This window comes from Kitasatospora sp. NPDC058162, from assembly GCF_042884005.1.
Classification (GTDB): Bacteria; Actinomycetota; Actinomycetes; order Streptomycetales; family Streptomycetaceae; genus Kitasatospora.
In genome coordinates this window covers 122,038-146,396 of record NZ_JBHVUS010000011.1, presented here as the reverse complement: position 1 = coordinate 146,396, position 24,359 = coordinate 122,038, and the positions used below count along the sequence as shown (strand labels likewise).

Annotated in this window: 2 protein-coding genes; both read left to right on the top strand. The window is 74.9% G+C overall.

All coding sequences use genetic code 11. The features are described from left to right. Window positions 1-319 precede the first annotated feature (319 nt). On the top strand, window positions 320-14,683 hold the full coding sequence (locus tag ACFVXG_RS22065) for a type I polyketide synthase (protein ID WP_387929897.1): 14,364 nt from the start codon (window positions 320-322) through the stop codon (window positions 14,681-14,683). Window positions 14,684-14,722: 39 nt separating this feature from the next. Then, the gene (locus ACFVXG_RS22060) at window positions 14,723-24,346 is read left to right on the top strand and encodes a type I polyketide synthase (RefSeq protein ID WP_387929896.1); all 9,624 of its coding nucleotides are present in this window, start codon (window positions 14,723-14,725) and stop codon (window positions 24,344-24,346) included. Window positions 24,347-24,359: the final 13 nt, after the last annotated feature.

Genomic DNA, 24,359 nt, shown 5'->3' with positions numbered 1-24,359 from the left:
CGCCGGGCGGTCCGCCGGAGGAACCACTGGACCTGAATAGCCTGCCGTGGTATTCAATGCAATCCGGATCCGGCTCCCGTGCGGACCGGTGGATCGAGTGTCGGATTCCTCGATTCCGAGCGCGGGGCGCCCGGTTCAAGTGTTCAACTGCCACGTTGCGCCGCCCAAACGGGGCTGGATACGTTCCTGTGGCTGGTGGGATCGATCTTTTGCAGGTATTGGGAAATCCCGATTCAGCGTAATTCCGCGGTAATCCCGCACCGCGGCTGTGCAGATCCATAAATGGCATATCCTCGGCAAGCAGGGGTGGCGGAATTAAATGGCCAACGAAGACAGGCTCCGCGATTATCTGAAGCTCGTGACGGCTAATCTGCGTCAGGTCCGTCGTCGCCTCGCTGAGGTCGAGGAACGGAGCCAGGAGCCGATCGCGATCGTCGGCATGGGCTGCCGCTTCCCCGGCGGGGTGCGCAACCCCGAGGAGCTGTGGAAGCTGCTCGCCGACGGCTCGGACGCGATCGGCCCGTTCCCGCAGGACCGCGGGTGGGACCTCGAGAACCTGTACGACCCGGATCCCGACCACCCGGGCACCTCGTACGCCCGCCACGGCGGATTCATGTACGACGCCACCGAGTTCGACGCCGGCTTCTTCGGGATCAGCCCGCGCGAGGCGGTCACCATGGACCCGCAGCAGCGCCTGCTGCTGGAGGTGGCCTGGGAGGCGCTGGAGCAGGCGGGCATCGACGCCGCCTCGCTGCGCGGCAGCCGGACCGGTGTGTTCGCCGGCGCCTACAGCCAGGGCTACGGCACGGATCCGGCGGCGCAGAGCGGAGGGTCCGAGGGCCACCTGCTCACCGGGATCTCGACCAGCGTCACCTCCGGCCGGGTGGCGTTCACCCTGGGCCTGGAGGGCCCGGCCGTCACCATCGACACCGCGTGCTCCTCGTCCCTGGTGGCCCTGCACCTGGCCGCCCAGTCGCTGCGCTCCGGTGAGTCCTCGCTGGCCCTGGTCGGCGGCGCGACGGTGATCTCCAGCCCGTCCGTCTTCGTGGGCTTCTCCCGCCAGCGCGGGACGTCGGTGGACGGGCGCTGCAGGTCCTTCGCCGCCGAGGCGGACGGCTCCGGCTGGGCCGAGGGCGTCGGCGTGCTCGTGGTGGAGCGGCTGTCGGACGCGCGCCGCAACGGGCACCAGGTACTGGCGGTGATCCGCGGTTCGGCGGCCAACCAGGACGGTGCGTCCAACGGTCTGACGGCGCCGCACGGTCCGTCGCAGCAGCGGGTGATCCGCGCGGCGCTGGCGAACGCCGGGGTCCGTGCGGACGAGGTCGACGTGGTGGAGGCGCACGGTTCGGCGACCACGCTGGGCGACCCGATCGAGGCCGAGGCGCTGCTGGCCACGTACGGCCAGGAGCGGTCGGAGGGCCGGCCGCTGTGGCTGGGTTCGGTGAAGTCGAACATCGGGCACACCCAGGCGGCTGCCGGTGTGGCGGGTGTGATGAAGATGGTGCTGGCGCTGCGGAACGAGCAGCTGCCGCAGACCCTGCACGTGGACGAGCCGACCCCCCACGTGGAGTGGGCGGCCGGTGACGTCAAGCTGCTGGCCGACTCGGTCGCGTGGCCCGCCGGGGAGCGGGTGCGCCGCGGTGGCGTGTCGTCGTTCGGCATGAGCGGCACCAATGTGCACATCATCCTGGAGGAGGCCCCGGCCGAGGACGGCGCGGCCGCGGAGGCCCCCGACGGTGACGCCGAGGGCGCCGAGGGTGCCGACACCGTGGACGAGTCGGTCGTCGAGGTCGAGGCGGCTCCGGCCGCTCTCGCGGTGGTCGAGGGCGGTCCTGCGGCGTGGCTGGTGTCCGGCCGTACGGCGGAGGCGCTGGCGGGGCAGGCGGAGCGGCTGGCCGGCTGGGTGTCGGCGCGTCCGGAGCTGGTGCCGGGCGAGGTGGCGTGGTCGTTGGCGGCGACGCGTTCGGTGTTCGAGCACCGGGCGGTCGTGGTCGGCGGTGAGCGGGCCGAACTGGCCGGTGGTGTGGAGAGCTTGGCGGCTGGTGTGCCGTCGGGTTCGGTGGTGTCGGGTGTGGCCCGGACCGGTGGTCGGACGGCGTTCGTGTTCGCGGGTCAGGGTGCGCAGTGGGTCGGTATGGGCCGGGACGCCGCGCAGTCGAGCCCGGTGTTCGCGGCGCGGCTGGCGGAGTGTGAGGCGGCGCTGGCGCCGTTCGTGGACTGGAAGCTCTCCGAGGTTCTGGAGGGTGCGGAGGGTGCCCCGGGGCTGGACACGGCGGATGTCGTGCAGCCGGTGCTGTGGGCGCTGATGGTCTCGCTCGCGGCGGTCTGGGAGGCCGCGGGTGTCACCCCGGACGCCGTCGTCGGCCACTCGCAGGGTGAGATCGCCGCTGCCACGGTGGCCGGGATGCTGTCCCTGGAGGACGCCGCCCGCGTGGTGGCTGTCCGGGCGCGGGCGCTGACGGGTCTGTCCGTCGAGGGTTCGATGGTGTCGGTGGTGATGCCCTCGGCGGCGGTGCGGGAGATCGTCGACGGCTTCGGTGACCGTCTGTCGGTGGCCGCGGTGAACGGCCCGGCCGCGGTGGTGGTCTCGGGTCAGCCGGAGGCGTTGTCGGAGTTCGAGCGTGAGCTGGCTTCGCGCAAGGTGTTGCGGTGGCGGATCCCGGCGACGGACTTCGTCGCGCATTCCCCGGCGGTGGAGCCGCTGGAGGCGGTGCTGGCCGGGGAGTTGGCGGGGATCGCGCCTCGGGCGGGCCGGGTGCCGATGATCTCGACGGTGACCGGTGAGTGGCTCACCGGCACCGAGGTGGACGCCTCGTACTGGTACGCCAACCTGCGCCGGATGGTCCGTTTCGAGGAGGCCGTCCGCACCCTGCTGGGCGGTGGGTACGGGTCGTTCGTCGAGGTGTCGACGCACCCGGTGCTCACCGCCGCCGTCGCGGAGACGGCGGAGGACGCGGGCGTCGCGGATGTGCTGACGGTCGGCACCCTGGAGCGGGACAACGCGGGCGCGGCCCGTCTGGTCACCGCGCTGGCGCAGGCCTACGTCGGCGGCCTTCCGGTCGACTGGAAGACGGTGCTGCCGGCCGCCGAGCCGGTGGACCTGCCGACGTACGCGTTCCAGCGTCAGCGGTACTGGCTGGAGCCCTCGGCCGCGGGTGCGGCGGCCGTCGGTGCTGACGGCACGGGCAGCGAGGCGGAGGCCGCGTTCTGGGCCGCCGTCGAGAACGGGGACCTGGCCCGCATCGCCGACACGCTGGCCCTCGAGGACCGGCAGCAGCTCGCCGAGGTGTTGCCCGCCCTGGCGTCCTGGCGCCGCCGCGAGCGCGACCGCTCGGCGACGGAGGGCTGGCGCTACCGCGTCACCTGGACGCCGGTGACCGAGCGGCTCTCGGGTGCGCCGTCCGGCAGCTGGCTGGTCGTCACCCCGGAGGGCCGGAGCGAGGACGGACTCGCCCGGCAGTGCGCTGCCGCGCTGTCCTCCCGCGGGGCCGAGGTCGTGTTCGTCGAGGTCCCGGCCGGCTCCGTCGACCGGACCGAGATCGCCGCGCTGATCCAGGCGGCGCAGCAGGGCACCACCGAGGTGTCCGGCGTGCTGTCGCTGCTCGCGACCGACGAGACCCGCCTGCCCGCCCACCCGGCGGTGACCGGCGGCCTCGGCGCGACCCTCGCCCTGGTGCAGGCCCTCGGCGACGCCGAGATCCCCGCCCCGCTGTGGGTCGCCACCCGCGGCGCCGTCGCGGCCACGCCCGGCGAGGCGCCGGACGGCCCGCTGCAGTCGCAGGTCTGGGGCTTCGGCCGCGTCGTCGCACTTGAACACCCGGACCGCTGGGGCGGGTTGATCGACCTGCCGGCCGAGTTCGACGAGCGGACCGCGGGCCTGCTGACGGCTGTCCTGGCCGGCTGCGGCGAGGACCAGGTCGCCGTCCGGCGGACCGGTCTGCTGGCCCGCCGACTGGTCCACGCCCCGCAGCCCAAGGACGCCCGGGACTGGACGCCGAGCGGCAGCGTGCTCGTCACCGGTGGCACCGAGGCGATCGGCGGGCACGTCGCCCGCTGGCTGGCCGAGCGGGGTGCGGCCCGACTGGTCCTGACCGGCACCACCGGCACCACCGGCCCCGCCGCCCCCGGTGTCGCGGCGCTGGCGGCCGAACTGGCCGCGCTGGGCAGCGATGTGGACGTCGTGGCCTGCGACGCCGCCGACCGGTCGCAGCTGGCCGGCCTGCTCGACCGGATCCCGGCGACCGGGCCCGCCCTGTCGTCCGTCCTGCACCTCGCGGAGGCCATCGACAACACCCCGGTCGACGCCCTGGACCTCGCGGAGTTCGCCGAGGTCCTCGCCGCCAAGGCGGACGCGGCGGCCTGGCTGGACGAGCTGACCGCCGGTCTGGACCTCGACGCCTTCGTTCTCTTCTCCTCGGTCGCCGCGGTCTGGGGCGGCGGGCAGCAGCCCGGGTTCTCGGCGGCCAACGCCTACCTGGACGCCCTGGCGGAGAGCCGCCTGGCCCGGGGCCTGGCCACCACCTCGGTGGCCTGGGGCCCGTGGAGCGTCGGCGCGATGGGCGCCGGGGCCGACGGCGCCCAGCTGGAGCGCCGCGGCCTGCGCCTGATGGGCCCCGACCTGGCCATCCGTGCGCTCGCCCGGATCCTGGACGGCGGCGAGGCGCTGACCACGGTCGTGGACGTGGACTGGGCGCGGTTCGCCCCGCCGTTCACCCTGCGCCGCCCCAGCCCGCTGATCGAGGGCGTGCCGGAGGCCGTCGAGGCCCTGGCCGGCGACGGGACCGAGCAGGCCGCCGACCAGGCCGCCGCCACGCCCCTGCGCCAGCAGCTGGCCGGCCTGCCGGCCGCCGAGCAGGACCGCACCCTGGTCAACCTGGTCCGGGCCGAGGCCGCCGGTGTGCTGGAGTACGCCTCCCCGGAGGCGGTCGGCAGCAGCCGGGCCTTCAGCGAGCTGGGCTTCGACTCCCTGACCGCCGTCGAACTGCGCAACCGCCTGGGCGCCGCCACCGGGCTGAAGCTGCCCGCCACGCTGCTCTTCGACTACCCGAGCCCGACCGTCCTGGCCGGCTACCTGCGGGAAGAGCTGCTGGGCGACCGGGCCGCGAGCGCCGGCGCGCTCGTCCCGGCGAGCACGGTGCCGCTGGACGACGACCCCGTGGTGATCGTCGGCATGGCCTGCCGCTTCCCCGGCGGGGTGCGGACCCCGGAGGACATGTGGGAGCTGCTGGACTCCGGCACGGACGCGATCGGCGCGTTCCCGCAGGACCGCGGCTGGGACCTGGACAGCCTCTACGACCCGGACCCGGAGAACCCCGGCACGGCGTACGTGCGCCAGGGCGGATTCGTCTACAACGCGGCCGAGTTCGACGCCGGGTTCTTCGGCATCAGCCCGCGTGAGGCGCTGGCGATGGACCCGCAGCAGCGGCTCCTGCTGGAGACCTCCTGGGAGGCCCTGGAGCGGGCCGGCATCACCCAGTCGGCGCTGCGCGGCAGCCGTACCGGCGTCTACACGGGCGCGAGCTACACGGGCTACGGCCTGGTCGGGCCGGACGCCTCGGAGGGCCTGGAGGCCCACCTGCTGACGGGTACCACGACCAGCGTGCTCTCCGGCCGGGTGTCCTACACCTTCGGCCTGGAGGGCCCGGCCGTCACCGTCGACACGGCGTGCTCCTCGGCGCTGGTGGCGGTCAACCTGGCCAGCCAGGCGCTGCGTTCGGGCGAGTGCTCGCTGGCGCTGGCCGGTGCCGCGTTCATCGCCTCCACCCCGGACCTCTTCGTCTGGGTGAGCAAGCAGCGCGGCCTGTCCCCGGACGGCCGGTGCAAGTCCTTCGCGGCCGCGGCCGACGGCATGGGCGTCTCCGAGGGCGCGGGCATGGTCGTCCTGGAGCGGCTCTCCGACGCCCGGCGCAACGGGCACCCGGTGCTGGCCGTGGTGCGCGGCTCCGCGATCAACCAGGACGGCGCGTCCAACGGCCTGACCGCGCCCAACGGCCCCTCGCAGCAGCGCGTCATCCGCGCCGCCCTGGCCGAGGCCGGACTGACCACCGCCGACGTCGACGTGGTCGAGGCGCACGGCTCCGGCACGGTGCTGGGCGACCCGATCGAGGCGCAGGCCGTGATCGCCACCTACGGCCAGGACCGGCCGGAGGGCCGGCCGCTGTGGCTGGGCTCGGTGAAGTCCAACATCGGCCACACCCAGGCCGCGGCCGGCATCAGCGGGCTGATCAAGATGGTGCTGGCACTCCAGCACAAGAACCTGCCGGCCACCCTGCACGCGGACGAGTCCTCGCCGTACGTGGACTGGTCGGCCGGCGACGTCCGCCTGCTCACGGAGTCGCGGCCGTGGCAGACGGACGGACGCCCGCGCCGGGCCGGGGTGTCCTCGTTCGGGGTCAGCGGCACCAACGCCCACCTGATCCTGGAGGAGGCCCCCGACCCGGCGGACGAGGTCGTCGCGCACCTCGCGCAGCCGCAGGCCCCCGCGCTCCTCGACGCCCCCGAGGCCGGTGCCTGGGTGCTGTCGGGACGGACCGCGGACGGCCTGCGCCGCCAGGCGGCCCGCCTGGCGGAGTACCTGGCCGCGCAGCCGGAGACGGACCCGGCGGACGTGGCGTGGTCGCTGGCGGCGACCCGCTCGGTCTACGAGTACCGGGCCGTGGTGGCCGGGACCGCCCGCGAGGAGCTGGCCGCGGGCCTGGCCGCGCTGGCGGCCGGGGAGCACGCCCCCGGCGTGGTCGCCGCGACGTCGGCCGCCGCCGAGTCGAGCGAGCCGGTGTTCGTCTTCCCCGGCCAGGGCGCCCAGTGGGCCGGCATGGGCCGGGAGCTGCTGGCGGCGTCGCCGGTGTTCGCGGCCCGGATCGCCGAGTGCGAGCAGGCGCTCGCGCCGTACGTGGACTGGTCGTTGACCGAGGTGCTGGCCGGCGCCGACGGCGCGCCCGCGCTGGACACCGCCGACGTGGTCCAGCCGGCGCTGTGGGCGGTCATGGTGTCGCTGGCCGCCGTGTGGGAGGCCGCGGGCGTGGTGCCGGGCGCGGTGGTCGGCCACTCCCAGGGCGAGGTCGCGGCCGCGACGGTGGCCGGGATCCTGTCGCTGGAGGACGCGGCCCGGGTCGTGACGGTCCGCAGCCGGGCGCTGTCCGGGCTCGGCACCGGCGGCGCGATGCTGTCGGTCGTCATGCCCGCCGCGGCGGTGCGCGAGCTGCTCGCCCCCTGGGGCGACCGGCTGGCGGTCGCGGCCGTGAACGGGCCCGCCGCCACCGTGGTGTCCGGCGAGACGGAGGCGATGGCCGAGTTCGGCGCCGCGCTGGCGGCCCGGAAGGTCATGCGCTGGCCGATCCCGGTGACCGACTTCGTGGCGCACTCGGCCGGGGTGTCCGCGCTGGAGGGCGTGCTGACCGAGGGTCTGGCGGGGATCCGGCCGCAGGCCGGCCGCGTCCCGCTGTTCTCCACGGTCGAGTGCCGGTGGATGAACGGCGCGGAGCTGGACCCCGGGTACTGGTTCGCCAACGTCCGCCGGACCGTCCGCTTCGACGAGGCCGTCCGCGAGCTGGCCGCGGCCGGGAACCGCACGTTCATCGAGGTGTCCCCGCAGCCGGTGCTGACCGGCGGGATCGCCGAGACGATCGAGGACCTCGGCACGGCCGGGACCCCGGTGATCACCGGGACGCTGGACCGCGAGCACAGCGGCCCCGCGCGGCTGCTGGCGGCGCTCGCCCAGGTGCACGTGGGCGGCACCTCCGTCGACTGGCAGCGGGTGCTGCCCGCCGCGCACCGCACCGACCTGCCCACCTACGCCTTCCTGCACCAGCGCTACTGGCTCACCGGCTCCCGCCTGGCCCCGCCGGCGGCGCTCGGCGGGGACGGCGCCTCCTCGGAGGCCGAGGCCCGGTTCTGGGCGGCCGTCGAGGGCGGCGACCTCGAGCAGCTCGCCGACACCCTGGCGGTGGACGGGCAGCGCTCCTTCGGCGAGGTGCTCCCGGCCCTGGCGACCTGGCGACGCCGGGAACGGGACCGGGACGTCACCGGGAACTGGCGCTACCGGGTCTCCTGGGCGCCGGTCACCGACCCGGCACCGGCCAAGCCGGCCGGCACCTGGCTGGTGGCCGTCCCGGCGGACCGCACCGGTGCCGCCGCGGACCTGGTCCGGGCCTGCGTCCGCGCGCTGACCGCGCGGGCCGACCGCGTCGAGGTGGTCGAGGTCGACAGCGGCGCGGCGCGCCGCGAGTCGCTGGCCGCCGACCTCGGCCGGGCCCTGCACGACGACGACGCGGACGCCCCGGTGCGGGTGACCGGCGTGGTGTCGCTGCTCGGCCTGGACGAGGCGCCGCTCCCCGGCCTGCCGTCCGTGCCCGCCGGCCTGGCCGGCACCCTGGCCCTGCTCCAGGCGCTGACCGACGCCGCGATCAGCGCCCCGCTGTGGACGCTCACCTCCGGGGCGATCGCCACCGGCCCGGGCGACCCGCTGACCAGCCCGGTGCAGGCCCAGACCTGGGGCCTCGGCCGGGTGGTCTTCCTGGAGCAGCCGGACCGCTGGGGCGGCCTGATCGACCTGCCCGCCGTGCTCGACGACCGCGCCGCGAGCCGCCTGTGCACGGTCCTCGCCGGCTGCGGCGAGGACGAGGTGGCCATCCGGCCCGCCGGCATCCTGGGCCGCCGCCTGAACCGCGCCCCCCAGCCCAAGGACGGCCGGGACTGGACGCCGCGCGGCACCGTACTGATCACCGGCGGGACCGGAGCCGTCGGCGGGCACGTGGCCCGCTGGCTGGCCGGCCGCGCCGAACGGCTGGTCCTGGCCAGCCGGTCCGGCAGCACCGCCCCGGGCGCCGTGGCACTGGCCGCGAGCCTGGCGGCCGCCGGGACCGACGTCGAGATCAGCAGCTGCGACAGCGCGAGCCGCGCCGACCTCGCCGCGGTCATCGACCGCATCGGGGCGGGCGGTCCGCCGCTCACCGCGGTCATGCACACCGCCGGTGTGCTCGACGACGGCGTGCTCGACGGCCTCGACAACGAGCGGCTGGCGAGCGCCCTCGCGCCCAAGGCCGCCGGTGCCCGCCACCTCGACGAGCTGACGGCCGGTCTGGAGCTCGACGCGTTCGTGCTGTTCTCCTCCGCCGCCGCCACCTTCGGCGGCGCCGGCCAGGCCAACTACTCGGCCGCCAACGCCTTCCTGGACGCGCTGGCGCAGAACCGGCGCTCGCGCGGCCTGCCCGCCGTCTCGGTGGCCTGGGGCCCGTGGGCCGGCGAGGGCGTCTCCGGCGGCAGCGAGGCGGCCCGGCAGCGGCTGCGCCGAAACCGCTGGGAGGTCCTGATGGACCCCCGGACCGCAGTGAAGGCGCTGGGCACCGCGGTGACCGGCCCGGACACCGTCCTGACCGTGATGGACCTGGACTGGCCCGCCTTCGCGGCCGCTCCCGGCCAGGCGAAGATCCTGGACGTCCCGTTCCTGCGAGACCTGCCCGATGCCCAGCAGCTGAAGGCGGCCCAGCAGACCGGGACCGTCGGCGGGCGGCAGGCGGAGGGCGAGCTCGCCCAGCGGCTGACCGGCCTGTCCCGGGCCGAGCAGGACCGGATCCTGGTGGACACGATCCGCGAGGAGGCCGCCGCCGTCCTCGACTACGCGAGCTCCGACGAGGTCGAAGCCGGGCGTGCATTCAGCGAGTTGGGCTTCGACTCGCTGACGTCGGTCGAGCTGCGCAACCGGATCGCCACCGCGACCGGGCTGCGCCTGCCGGCGACGCTGATGTTCGACTACCCGACCCCGACCGTGCTGGCCGAGCACCTGCGCGCCGAACTGCTCGGCGCGCTGGCCGACAACGCGGCCGCGGCCGTCGTGCCGACCGCGGTGGTCACCGATGACGAGCCGGTCGCCATCGTCGCGATGAGCTGCCGCTTCCCCGGCGGGCTGAACACCCCCGAGGAACTCTGGAAGCTGCTGGCCGCGGGCGGCGAGGGCATCTCCGGCTTCCCGCAGGACCGCGGCTGGGACGCGGACGCGCTGTTCGACCCCGACCCGGCGAACGCCGGGACGACCTACGCACGGGAGGGCGGCTTCCTCCACCAGGCGAGCCGGTTCGACGCGGGCTTCTTCGGGATCAGCCCGCGTGAGGCGCTGGCGATGGACCCGCAGCAGCGACTGATGCTCGAACTGTCCTGGGAGGCCCTGGAGTCGGCCGGGGTCGACCCGGCCTCGCTGGGCGGCTCGCGCACCGGCGTGTTCATCGGCGGCTACTCGTCGAACTACGCGCTGGCCAGCATGCAGCTGGGCGGCCGGGAGGGCGCCGGGCAGGTGGAGGGCCACCTGGTGACGGGGAACGCGACGAGCATCATCTCCGGCCGGGTGTCCTACGTGCTGGGCCTGGAGGGCCCGGCGCTGACGGTGGACACGGCGTGCTCCTCCGCACTGGTGGCGCTGCACACGGCCGCCCAGGCGGTGCGCTCGGGCGAGTGCTCGCTGGCCCTGGTCGGCGGCGTCGCGGTGATGGCGACGCCGTGGGAGATGGTGGGCTTCGCCCGCCAGCGCGGACTCGCGGCGGACGGGCGCTCCAAGGCCTTCTCGGCCCGGGCCGACGGCATGGGCATGGGCGAAGGCGCCGGAATGCTGGTGCTGGAGCGGCTCTCCGACGCCCGGCGCAACGGGCACCGGGTGCTCGCGGTGGTGCGGGGCTCGGCGATCAACCAGGACGGTGCGTCCAACGGTCTGACCGCGCCGAACGGTCCCTCGCAGCAGCGGGTGATCCGGGCGGCCCTCGCCAATGCCCGGCTGACCGCCGCCGACGTGGACGTGGTCGAGGCGCACGGCACCGGCACCCCGCTCGGGGACCCGATCGAGGCGCAGGCGCTGCTCGCCACGTACGGCCAGGAGCGGGCCGGGGAGCAGCCGCTGTGGCTGGGCTCGGTGAAGTCGAACATCGGCCACACCCAGGCGGCCGCCGGTATCGCCGGTGTGATGAAGATGGTGCTGGCGCTCCAGCACGAGGAACTGCCGCGCACACTGCACGTCGACGAGCCCTCGCCGCACGTGGACTGGGCCTCGGGCGAGGTGCGGCTGCTGGCCGAGCCGGTGCCTTGGCCGGCCGAGGGCCGGGTCCGCCGCGCGGGTGTGTCGGCGTTCGGTATCAGCGGGACCAACGCGCACGTGATCGTGGAGGAGGCCCCGGCGGCCGAGGCCGTCGAGGTCGACCAGGTGCCGGAGACGGTGCCGGTGCTGCCGGGTGCGGGTGCCTGGGTGGTGTCGGGCAGGACGGCCGAGGGGCTGACGGCTCAGGCGGGTCGGCTGGGGGAGTGGGTCGCCGCGCGGGCTGAGCTGGAGCCGCGGGACGTGGCGTGGTCGCTGGTGACGACGCGTTCGGTGTTCGAGCACCGGGCGGTCATGGTCGGTGGCGAGCGGGCCGAACTGGTCGATGGTGTGGCGAGTCTGGCGGCCGGGGTTTCTTCCGGTGCGGTGGTGTCGGGTGTGGCGCGGGCCGGTGCCCGGGTGGGTCTGGTCTTTGCGGGCCAGGGTTCGCAGTGGGCCGGGATGGGCCGGGGACTGTACGAGGGCAGCCCGGTCTTCGCCGAGGTCTTCGACCGGGTGAGCGGGCTGCTGGAGCTGGAGCTCGGGATCTCGGTGCGGGACGTGGTGCTCGGTGCTGAGGGCGTCGACGAGGCGCTGGCCGATCAGACGCTGTATGCGCAGGCCGGGCTGTTCGCCTTCGAGGTGGCGGTCGCGGCGGTGCTGGCGGCGTCCGGTGTGGTGCCGGATGCGGTGGTGGGTCATTCGGTGGGTGAGGTCGCGGCCGCGTATGTGGCCGGTGTGCTGTCGCTGCCGGACGCGGCCCGTCTGGTGGCGGCGCGGGCCCGGCTGATGCAGGCGCTGCCGAGTGGTGGTGCGATGGCGGCCATCAACGCGCCGGAGGCGGAGGTCGTTGCGACGCTCGCCGAGGGTGCCGTGATCGCGGCGGTCAACGGTCCGGAGTCGGTCGTGGTTTCCGGTGAGGTCGAGGCCGTGGACCGGGTCGTGGAGCTGTGGCGGGAGCAGGGTCGCCGGGTGCGGCGGCTGCGGGTCTCCCACGCGTTCCACTCGCCCGCGATGGACCCGGTGATCGGCGAACTGACCGCTGTGGCCGAAGGGTTGGAGTACGGCCGTCCGCAGGTGATGTGGGCGGGTGCGCTGACCGGTGAGCTGGTCACCGAGTGCGAGGCCGGTTACTGGCCGGCGCAGACCCGTCAGGCTGTGCGCTTCGCCGACGCCGTCGCCGCGCTCGCCAAGCAGGGTGTCACGGTGTTCATCGAGGTCGGCCCCGACGGCTCCCTGTCGTCGCTGGGTTCGGACATCGTCGCGGGCACCGGGAACGAGGACGCCGTCTTCGTCCCGCTCCAGCGCCGTAACGACGAGAGCGTCCCGAGCCTGGTGACCGGCCTGGCCCGGGCGTACGTCAACGGTGCTTCGGTGGAGTGGAGTTCGGTGCTGCCGACCGCTTCGCCGGTCCAGCTGCCGACCTACGCCTTCCACCAGGAGACGTACTGGCCCAAGGGCGTCCAGACCTCGCCGAACACCGGCGGGGAGGGGACGGGCACGGCCGCCGAGGCCCGGTTCTGGGCCGCCGTCGACAACGGCGACCTGGCCGAACTCGGCGACACCCTGGCCCTGGAGGACCAGCGGTACCTCGGTGAGGTGCTGCCGGCCCTGGCGTCCTGGCGGCGCCGCGAGCAGGACCGGTCGGCGACCGTGAACTGGCGCTACCAGGTGAGCTGGGCGCCGGTGGCCGACCCCGCCCCGGCCGTGCTCTACGGGCACTGGCTGCTGGTGGGCACGCCCGAGCAGGCCGGGGGCGAGCTGTGGCAGGCGTGCGTGCGGGCGCTGACCGCGCGCGGCGCCGAGGTCGTGACCCTGGCGACCACCGAGACCGCCGACCAGGGGCTGATGGCCGCGCGGATCGCCGCGACGCTGCCCGAGGCCGAGGTCTCCGGCGTGGTGTCGCTGCTGGCCCTGGACGAGACGCCGCTGCCCGGTCACCCGGTGCTGGCGAACGGCCTCGCCGGGACCCAGACGCTGATCCAGGCCCTGATCGCCGAGGGCGTCCACGCACCGATGTGGGCGCTGACCCGCGGTGCGGTGGCCACCACCCCGGACGAGGCGCTGACCAACCCGGTGCAGGCGCAGGCCTGGGGGCTCGGCCGGGTCGCCACCCTGGAACACCCCGACCACGGCGGCGGTCTGATCGACCTGCCGGCCGAGTTCGACGACCGGGCCGCGGAGCTGTTCTGCGCGGTGCTGGCCGAGTGCGGCGAGGACCAGGTCGCGATCCGTCCGGCCGGGATCTTCGGCCGCCGGCTCACCAGGGCCGCCCGACCGCGCGGCGTCGCAGGGCAGTTCGTGCCGCGCGGCACCGTACTGGTCACCGGTGGCACCGGTGCGATCGGCGGGCACGTCGCCCGCTGGCTGGCCGACCGCGGTACCAAGCGGCTCGTGCTGACCAGCCGCTCCGGGGCCGGAGCCGCGGGGACGGCCGCCCTGGCGGCCGAACTGGCGGCCACCGGAACCGAGGTGGACGTGTTCGCCTGCGACGCCGCCGAGGACGCCGCCCTGGCGGGAGTGCTCGCCAGGATCGGTGCGGGCGGCCCGCCGCTGACCGCGGTCATGCACGCCGCCGGCCTCGGGCAGGCCACCGCACTGGACGACGTCACGGTGGAGGAGACGGCCGCCATGCTGGCGGCCAAGGCCGCCGGCGCCGCGAGTCTCGACCGGCTGACCGCCGACCTGGACCTGGACGCGTTCGTGCTGTTCTCCTCCATCGCGGCGACCTGGGGCAGTGGTCTCCAGGCCGGCTACGCGGCGGCGAACGCCTACCTGGACGCCCTGGCGGAGAACCGCCACGCCCGCGGCCTGGCCGCCACCTCGGTGGCCTGGGGTCCGTGGGGCGGCGGCGGGATGACCGACGCGGAGGGCGCGGCCGCGATGACCCGCCGCGGCCTGCGCCTGATCGACCCGGGCCAGGCGATCCAGGCCCTGGCCCAGGCACTTGACGGCCGGGACCGGCTGCTCACCGTCGTGGACGTGGACTGGGCGCGGTTCGCCCCGCCGTTCACCCTGCGCCGCCCGAGCCCGCTGATCGAGAGCCTGCCCGAGGTCATCGAGGCCCTGGCCGGCAACGGTGGCGACGACGCCCAGGCCGACCCGTCGGCCGGGAACGCGCTGGCGCTGGAACTGGCGGGCCTGTCCCGGGTGGAACAGGACCGACTGCTGATCGACCTGGTCCGGACCGAGGCCGCCGCCGTCCTGGGACACGCGAGCATCGAGTCCGTCGAGGCCGACCGCGCCTTCAACGACCTCGGCGCCGACTCGCTGACCGCCGTCGAACTGCGGGACCGGCTGGGCGCGTCCACCGGACTGCGCCTGCCCAGCACGCTGCTGTTCGACTACCCCACCTCGGCCGCCCTCGCCGACCACCTGCGGGCGGGCCTGACCGAGGAGACCAGCCCGGCCCGGCCGGTGCTGATCGAGCTGGACAAGCTGGAGGGCATGCTCGCCGGTCTCGCCGGCGACGCGGAATCCGCCCTGATCACGAACCGCCTCGAAGTCGTGCTCTCCAAGTGGAGGGAGGCTCGGGCACAGACCGCCGAGACCGGAGTTGCGGAGAAGCTCGAATCGTCAACCGACGACGAAGTCTTCGATTTCATCGGCAAGGAACTCGGAATCCACTGACTCGGCCAACGCCGCGACTTCTTCGACGAGGTGACGTAAGTGAGCGAAGAGAAGCTCCGCTATTTCCTCAAGCGGGTGACCGCTAACCTGCACGAGACCCGGCAGCGTCTGCAGGAACTGGAAGACGCCGGCGGCGAGCCCATCGCCATCGTCGGCATGGGCTGCCGATTCCCCGGGGGTGTGCGCAACCCCGAGGCCCTGTGGGAACTGCTGGACGCCGGGCGGGAATCGGTGGCCGGGCTGCCGCAGGACCGCGGGTGGGCCTTCGGCGAGCCCGGAGGCCCCGGCGCCGCCGAGGTCCAGGCGGGCAACTTCATCTACAGCGCCACCGAGTTCGACGCCGGCTTCTTCGGGATCAGCCCGCGTGAGGCGCTCTCGATGGACCCGCAGCAGCGCCTGCTGCTGGAGGTGGCCTGGGAGGCACTGGAGCGGGCCGGGATCGACCCGGCCTCGCTCCGGGGCTCGCAGACCGGCGTGTTCGCCGGCGCCTCCGCCTCCGGGTACGGCTGGATCACCGGCAAGCAGGGCGAGCTCGACGGTCACGTGATGACCGGCAACGCCACCAGCATCCTGTCCGGCCGGGTGTCCTACACGCTGGGCCTGGAGGGCCCGGCGGTGTCGATCGACACCGCGTGCTCGTCGTCCCTGGTCTCGCTGCACCTGGCCGCCCAGGCGCTGCGCTCCGGCGAGTGCTCGATGGCGCTGGTCGGGGGCGCGTTCGTGGCCGCCACCCCGGTGCTGTTCACCGACTTCAGCACCTCGCTCGGCCTGTCGCCCGACGGGCGCTGCCAGGCTTTCGGGGCCGGGGCGAACGGCATGGGCGTCGCCGAGGGCGCCGGTGTCGTGGTGGTGGAGCGGCTGTCGGACGCGCGCCGCAACGGGCACAAGGTCCTTGCCGTGGTGCGCGGTTCGGCGATCAACCAGGACGGTGCGTCCAACGGTCTGACCGCCCCGAACGGTCCGTCCCAGCAGCGCGTCATCCGCGCGGCGCTGGCCAGCGCCAAGCTCTCGACGGCCGACGTGGACGTGGTCGAGGCGCACGGCACCGGCACCCCGCTCGGCGACCCGATCGAGGCCCAGGCGCTGCTCGCCACCTACGGGCAGAACCGCCCGGAGGACCGGCCGCTGTGGCTGGGGTCGGTGAAGTCCAACATCGGGCACACCCAGCAGGCCGCGGGCATGGCCGGGATCATCAAGATGGTGCTGGCGCTGCAGAACGAGCAGCTGCCGCAGACGCTGCACGTCGACGAGCCGACGCAGGAAGTGGACTGGTCGGCCGGCGAGGTGCGCCTGCTGGCCGAGCCGGTGGCGTGGCCCGCCGGGGAGCGGGTGCGCCGTGGTGGCGTCTCCGGGTTCGGGATGAGCGGCACCAATGTGCACATCATCCTGGAGGAGGCCCCGGCCGAGGACGGCGAGGTCGCGGAGGCGCCCGCCGGGGACGCCGAGGGCGCCGAGGGTGCCGACACCGTGGACGAGTCGGCCGCCGAGGTCGAGGCGGCTCCGGCCGCTCCCGCGGTGCTGGAGCTGGACGGGCTGGCGGCCTGGGCGGTCTCGGGCCGGTCGGCCCAGGGGCTGACGGCCCAGGCGGGCCGGCTGCGGGACTGGGTGTCGGCGCGTCCGGAGCTGGTGCCGGGCGATGTCGCGTGGTCGCTGGCCGCGACGCGTTCGGTGTTCGAGCACCGGGCCGTGGTGGTCGGTGACGACCGTACCGAGCTGCTGTCCGGGCTGGGCGCCCTGGGGAGTGGCGTCCCGGCCGCTTCGGTGGTTTCCGGGGTCGCGCGTTCGGGTGGTCGGACGGCGTTCGTGTTCGCGGGTCAGGGTGCGCAGTGGGTCGGTATGGGCCGGGACGCGGCGCTCTCGAGTCCGGTGTTCGCGGCGCGGTTGGCGGAGTGTGAGGCGGCGCTGGCGCCGTTCGTGGACTGGAAGCTCTCCGAGGTGCTGGCGGGGGCGGAGGGTGCTCCGGGGCTGGACACGGCGGATGTCGTGCAGCCGGTGCTGTGGGCGCTGATGGTCTCGCTCGCGGCGGTGTGGGAGGCCGCCGGGGTGACGCCGGACGCTGTCGTCGGCCATTCGCAGGGTGAGATCGCGGCTGCGACGGTGGCCGGGATGCTCAGCATCGAGGACGCGGCCCGGGTGGTGGCTGTCCGGGCGCGGGCTCTGACGGGTCTGTCCGTCGAGGGTTCGATGGTGTCGGTGGTGATGCCGTCGGCGGCGGTGCGGGAGATCGTCGACGGTTTCGGTGACCGTCTGTCGGTGGCCGCGGTCAACGGCCCGGCGGCCGTGGTGGTCTCGGGTGAGCCGGAGGCGTTGTCGGAGTTCGAGCGTGAGCTGGCCTCGCGCAAGGTGCTGCGGTGGCGGATCCCGGCGACGGACTTCGTCGCGCACTCCCCGGCGGTGGAGCCGCTGGAGGCGGTGCTGGCCGGGGAGTTGGCGGGGATCGCGCCTCGGGCGGGCCGGGTGCCGATGATCTCGACGGTGACCGGTGAGTGGCTCACCGGCACCGAGGTCGACGCCGCCTACTGGTACGCCAACCTGCGCCGGATGGTCCGCTTCGAGGAGGCCGTCCGCACCCTCCTGAGCGGTGGCTACGGCTCGTTCGTCGAGGTGTCGACGCACCCGGTGCTGACCGCCGCCGTCGCGGAGACAGCGGAGGACGCGGGTGTCGCGGACGTGCTGACGGTCGGCACCCTGGAGCGGGACAACGCGGGCGCCGCCCGCCTGGTCACCGCGCTGGCGCAGGCCTACGTCGGCGGCCTTCCGGTCGACTGGAAGGTTGTTCTGCCGGCCGCGGAGTCGGTGGACCTGCCGACGTATGCCTTCCAGCGTCAGCGGTACTGGCTGGAGCCCTCGGCCGCGGATGCGGCGGCCGTCGGTGGTGACGGCACGGGCAGCGAGGCGGAGGCCGCGTTCTGGACCGCCGTCGAAGGCGGGGACCTGGCCCACATCGCCGAGGTCCTGGAACTGGACGACCGGCGTTCGCTCGGCGAGGTGCTGGAGGCGCTGACCTCCTGGCGCCGCCGCGAGCGCGACCGCTCGGCGACGGAGAACTGGCGCTACCAGGTGACCTGGGCGCCGGTCTCGGACCCCGACTCCGCCGCGCTCACCGGCCGTTGGCTGGTGCTCGCCGACCGGGCCGAGGACGAGCTGACCCGGTCCTGCGTCCGGGCGCTGGCCGCCTGCGGCGCGGACGTCACGGTCGCCGAGCTGCCGACCGACGCCGTGGACCGGTCCGAGGTGGCGCTCGCCATCGCCGAGGCGCTGCAAGGCTTCGAGGCGCCGGCCGGCATCGTGTCGCTGCTGGCCCTGGACGAGACCCCCGTACCCGGGTACCCGGCCGTCCCCCGGGGCTTCGCCACCACGCTGGCCGCGGTGCAGGCCCTGGGCGACTCGGGCATCGAGGCGCCGCTGTGGGTGCTCACCCGCGGCGCCGTCGCGGCCACGCCCGGCGAGGCCCTGACCAACCCGCTGCAGACCCAGATCTGGGGCTTCGGCCGCGTCGTCGGCCTCGAACACCCGGACCGCTGGGGCGGGTTGATCGACCTGCCGGCCGAGTTCGACGAGCAGACCGCGGGCCGGCTGGCCGCCGTCCTGGCCGGCTGCGGCGAGGACCAGGTCGCCATCCGCCCGGCCGCGATCCTCGGCCGCCGGCTCACCAGGGCCGGTCAGCCGCACACCGGCGCCGGGCAGTGGACGCCCGGCGGCAGTGTCCTGATCACCGGTGGCACCGGTGCGATCGGCGGGCACGTGGCCGCTTGGCTGGCCGGCCGGGGTGCGCGGCGGCTGGTGCTGACCAGCCGGTCCGGCCCGGCCGCCGCCGGTCTGGCCGCGAAGGCGGCCGAACTGGCCGCCCTGGGCGCCGACGTGGACGTCCTGGCCTGCGACGCCGCCGAGCGGTCCGACCTGGCCGGGGTGTTCGACCGGATCGCCGCGACCGGCCCCGCCCTGTCCGCGGTGTTCCACACCGCCGGTGTCGTCCAGCACAACACCGTGCACGAGACCGACCTGGCCGAGACGGCCGCGGTGCTGGCCGCCAAGGCCGCCGGCGCCGTCCACCTGGACGAGCTGACCGCCGAGCTGGACCTCGACGCCTTCGTCCTCTTCTCGTCGATCGCCGCGACCTGGGGCAGTGGCCTCCAGCCCGCCTACGCCGCGGCCAACACCTTCCTGGACGGCCTGGCCGAGTACCGCCGGGCCCGGGGCCGGACCGCGACCTCGGTGGCCTGGGGCTCCTGGGGCGGCGGTGGCATGACCGACGAGGACGGCGCCGCCCAGGGCAGCCGCCGCGGTCTGGTCGTCATGGACAAGGACCGGGCCGTGCAGGCGCTGGCCCAGATCCTGGACGGCGGCGAGGAGCAGCTGACCGTCGCCGACATCGACTGGGAGAGGTTCGCCCCGCCGTTCACCCTGCGCCGTCCCAGCCCGCTGATCGAGGGCCTGCCCGAGGTCGTCGCGGCCCTGGCCGACGAGCTGCCGGACGCTCCCGGGGACGACCCGGCCGGCGGTTCGGACGCGAGCGCGTCCTGGAAGCAGCGGCTGGCGGGCCTGTCGCGCCTGGAGCAGAACCGGGCGCTGGTCCTGCTGGTGCAGACCCAGGCCGCCTCGGTGCTCGACTACGCCTCGCCCGAGGCCGTCGAGGCCACCCGTGCCTTCAGCGACCTGGGCTTCGACTCGCTGACCTCGGTCGAGCTGCGCAACCGGCTCAGCGCCGCGACCGGACTCCGGCTGCCCGCGACCCTGCTGTTCGACGCCCCCACGCCCACGTCCGCCGCCGAGTTCCTGCTGGCGCAGCTGGCCGGGCTCCCCGACGCCGCGCAGAGCGCTCCGGTGGTGGCGGCGGCGACCGACGAGCCGCTGGCGATCGTCGGCATGGCCTGCCGGTACCCGGGCGGTGTGACCGGCCCCGAGGCGCTGTGGGACCTGGTGGCCGGCGGGACCGACGCCATCTCCGTCCTGCCGGAGGACCGCGGCTGGGTCATCGAGGGCCGGGGCGAGGCCGCCGAGGGCGGCCCCGTCCGGGCCGGCGGCTTCGTCTACGACGCGACCGGCTTCGACGCGGGGTTCTTCGGCATCAGCCCGCGTGAGGCGGTGTCGATGGACCCGCAGCAGCGGCTGCTGCTGGAGGTGGCCTGGGAGGCGCTGGAGCGGGCCGGTCTCGACCCGGCGGCGCTGCGCGGTTCGGCGACCGGTGTGTTCGCGGGCGCGTCCGCCTCGGGTTACGGCTGGAGTTCCGGCCTGCAGGGCGAGTTGGACGGGCACCTGGTGACCGGGATCTCGACCAGCGTGGTGTCCGGCCGGGTGTCGTACGTGCTGGGCCTGGAGGGCCCGGCGGTGACGGTCGACACCGCGTGCTCGTCCTCGCTGGTGGCCCTGCACCTGGCCTGCCAGGCGGTGCGCTCCGGGGAGTGCACGATGGCCCTGGCCGGCGGTGTCATGGTGGCGGCCAACCCGCTGCTGTTCGACCAGTTCAGCCGGCAGATGGGGCTGGCGCCCGACGGCCGGTGCAAGCCGTTCTCGGCCGCGGCCGACGGCATGGGCCTGGGCGAGGGCGCGGGCATGCTCGTGGTCGAGCGGCTGTCGGACGCCCGGCGCAACGGGCACCAGGTGCTCGCGGTGATCCGCGGCAGCGCCACCAACCAGGACGGTGCGTCCAACGGTCTGACGGCGCCCAACGGTCCGTCGCAGCAGCGCGTCATCCGCGCCGCCCTGGCCAACGCCGGGGTCCGCGCCGACGAGGTCGACGTGGTGGAGGCGCACGGGACGGGCACCCCGTTGGGTGACCCGATCGAGGCGCAGGCGCTGCTGGCGACGTACGGTCAGGAGCGCGGCGACAGCGGTCCGTTGCGCCTGGGCTCGGTGAAGTCGAACATCGGGCACACCCAGGCCGCGGCCGGTGTGGCCGGTGTGATCAAGATGGTGATGGCGCTGCGGAACCGGGAGCTGCCGGGGACCCTGCACGCCGCCGAGCGCTCGCCGTACATCGACTGGTCGGCCGGTGAGGTCGAGCTGTTGACCGAGGCCGTGCCGTGGACGGCCGAGAACCGGGTGCGTCGTGCCGGTGTCTCGTCGTTCGGCATGAGCGGCACCAACGCCCACCTCATCCTGGAGGAGGCCCCGGTCGCGGACGCCGAACCGGCGGCCGTCGAGGTCGAGGCGGCTCCGGCAGCTCCCGCGGTGGTCGAGGGCGGTCCGGCGGCGTGGCTGGTGTCGGGCCGGTCGGCCCAGGGGCTGACGGCCCAGGCGGGCCGGCTGCGGGACTGGGTGTCGGCGCGTCCGGAGCTGGTGCCGGGCGAGGTGGCGTGGTCGTTGGCGGCGACGCGTTCGGTGTTCGAGCACCGGGCGGTCGTGGTCGGTGGCGACCGTGCCGCGCTGGCGTCGGGCCTGGAGGGTCTGGCGCTCGGTGCGTCGGCCGCCTCGGTGGTGTCGGGTGTGGCCCGGACCGGTGGTCGGACGGCCTTCGTGTTCGCGGGTCAGGGCGCGCAGTGGGTCGGCATGGGCCGGGACATGCTGGCGGCGTCGCCGGTGTTCGTGGCTCGACTCGCGGAGTGTGAGGCGGCGCTGGCGCCGTTCGTGGACTGGAAGCTCTCCGAGGTCATCGAGGGGGCGGAGGGCGCCCCGCGCCTGGACACGGCGGATGTCGTGCAGCCGGTGCTGTGGGCCCTGATGGTCTCCCTCGCGGCGGTCTGGGAGGCCGCGGGTGTCACCCCGGACGCCGTCCTGGGCCACTCGCAGGGCGAGATCGCCGCTGCCACGGTGGCCGGGATGCTGTCCCTGGAGGACGCCGCCCGCGTGGTGACCGTCCGGGCGCGAGCCCTGACGGGTCTCGCCATCCAGGGCTCGATGGTGTCCGTGGTGATGCCCTCGCCGGCGGTGCGCGAGCTCGTCGACGGCTTCGGTGAGCGGCTGTCGGTGGCCGCGGTGAACGGCCCGGCGGCCGTGGTGGTCTCGGGTCAGCCCGAGGCGCTGTCGGAGTTCGAGCGTGAGCTGGCCTCACGCAAGGTGCTGCGGTGGCGGATCCCCGAGACCGACTTCGTCGCGCACTCCCCGGCGGTCGAACCGCTGGAGACCGTGCTGGCCGGGGAGTTGGCGGGGATCGCGCCGCGGGCGGGCCGGGTGCCGATGATCTCGACGGTGACCGGTGAGTGGCTCACCGGCACCGAGGTCGACGCCGCCTACTGGTACGCCAACCTGCGCCGGATGGTCCGCTTCGAGGAGGCCGTCCGCACCCTCCTGAGCGGTGGCTACGGCTCGTTCGTCGAGGTGTCGACGCACCCGGTGCTGACCGCCGCCGTGACGGAGACCGCCGAGGACGCCGGTCTGGACGTCCTGAGCGTGGGCTCGCTGGAGCGCGACAACGGCGGCGCGGCCCGTCTGGTCACCGCGCTGGCGCAGGCCTACGTCGGCGGCCTTCCGGTCGACTGGAAGACGGTTCTGCCGGCCGCGGAGTCGGTGGACCTGCCGACCTACGCCTTCCAGCACCAGCACTACTGGCTGCAGGCCGCCGCGACGGCGTCCCCGGTGGGCGGCGACGGTGCGAGCACCGAGGCGGAGGCCGCGTTCTGGGCCGCCGTCGAGGGCGGCGACCTGGCCCGGCTCGCCGACACGCTCGCGATCGAGGACCGGCAGCAACTGAGCACCGTCCTGCCCGCCCTGGCGTCCTGGCGCCGGCGGGAGCAGGACCGCTCGGTGACGGAGAACTGGCGTTACCGCGTCACCTGGGCGCCGGTCGCCGACCCCGCTCCCGCCCGGCTGTCCGGGCAGTGGCTGGTCGTGCTCCCCGCCGGAGGGGCGGATGCCGCCTTCGCCGAGCAGTGCACGGCGGCGCTGAGCGCCCGTGGTGCCGAGCTCGTCGTCCTGGAGGCCGCGGCCGCGGCCGACCGGAAGCTGACCGCGGAGCGGATCCGCGCGGTGCTGCCGGAGTCCGGGTTCGCCGGGGTGGTGTCGCTGCTGGCCCTGGACGAGACCCCGGTGCCCGAGCACCCGGTGGTTCCCGGGGGCTTCGCCGCGACGCTGACCCTGGTGCAGGCGCTCGGCGACGCCGAGGTGGGCGCACCGCTGTGGGTGCTCACCTCCGGTGCGGTGGCCGACGGACCGGGCACCGGCCCGGCCCGGCCGGTGCAGACGCAGGTCTGGGGCCTGGGCCGCGTGGTGGCGCTGGAGCACCCGGACCGCTGGGGCGGGTCGGTCGACCTGCCCGGCACGGTCGACGAGCAGGCCGCAGGCCGGCTGGTCGCCGTCCTGGCCGGCTGCGGCGAGGACCAGGTGGCGGTCCGTCCGGCCGGGATCCTGGCCCGGCGACTGACCCGCGCCCCCCACCCCCGGGCGAGCGAGCAGCAGTGGACGCCCGGCGGGACCGTCCTGGTCACCGGTGGCACCGGTGCGATCGGCGGGCACGTGGCCGGTTGGCTGGCAGGCCGGGGTGCCCGGCGGCTGGTGCTGACCAGCCGGTCCGGTCCGGCCGCCGCCGGTCTGGCCGCGCGGGCCGCCGAACTGGCCGCCCGGGGCAGCGATGTGGACGTCGTGGCCTGCGACGCCGCCGACCGGTCGCAGCTGGCCGGCCTGCTCACCCGGATCCCGGCGACCGGCCCCGCCCTGTCGACGGTGATGCACACCGCCGGCATCGGGCAGGCCACCACGGTGGCGGACACCGACCTGGCCGAGACGGCCGCAGTGCTGGCCGCCAAGGCCGCCGGCGCCGTCCACCTGGACGAGCTGACCGCCGGTCTGGAGCTCGACGCGTTCGTCCTCTTCTCGTCGATCTCGGCGACCTGGGGCAGCAGCGTCCAGCCCGCCTACGCCGCGGCCAACACCTTCCTGGACGGCCTGGCCGAGCGGCGCCGGGCCGAGGGGCTGCCCGGCACCTCGGTGGCCTGGGGCCCCTGGGGCGGCGGCGGCATGACCGACGCCGACACCGCCGCGTGGATGGCGCGGGGCGGCCTGATGGTCATGGACGAGGACCACGCCGTGCAGGCGCTGGCCCAGATCCTGGACGGCCGCGAGGGCGCCGTCACGGTGGCCGACGTGGACTGGGCGCGGTTCGCCCCGCCGTTCACGCTGCGCCGCCGCAGCCCGCTGATCGAGGGCCTGCCCGAGGTCGTCGCGGCGCTGGCCGGCGGGACGGCGGACCCGACGGCCGACCCGGCGGCGGGCGAGTCCCTGAAGCAGCGGCTGGCGGGCCTGTCCCGGGCCGAGCAGAACCGGGCGCTGGTCAAGCTGGTCCAGGCCCAGGCGGCCTCGGTGCTCGACTACGCCTCGCCCGAGGCCGTCGAGGCCACCCGGGCCTTCAGCGACCTGGGCTTCGACTCGCTGACCTCGGTCGAGCTGCGCAACCGGATCGGCGCCGCCACCGGACTCCAGCTGCCGGCCACGCTGCTGTTCGACTGCCCCACCCCGGTGGTGCTGGCCGAGTACCTCTGGAACGAGGAGTTCCAGGACGAGGCCGGCCCGGCGTCCCTGGTCGAGGAGGTCGACCGGCTCGGGTCGCTGCTGACCGGGGCGGCACCGGACGAGAAGACACATCAATTGATCACCGATCGGCTGCAGGGGCTCCTTTCCCAGTGGCTGGAGGTCGGCGCCCCGGCGGAAAGCCAGGCGGTCGCGGAGAAGATCGGGTCCGCAACGGACGACGAGATATTCGAGTTCATTCACAGGGAACTCGGCAGGTAATTGGTTGTCCGTG

Bases quoted from the DNA above. Each gene is read 5' to 3' on its own strand.
- ACFVXG_RS22065 (WP_387929897.1), top strand. From the start codon at position 320: ATGGCCAACGAAGACAGGCTCCGCGATTATCTGAAGCTCGTGACGGCT.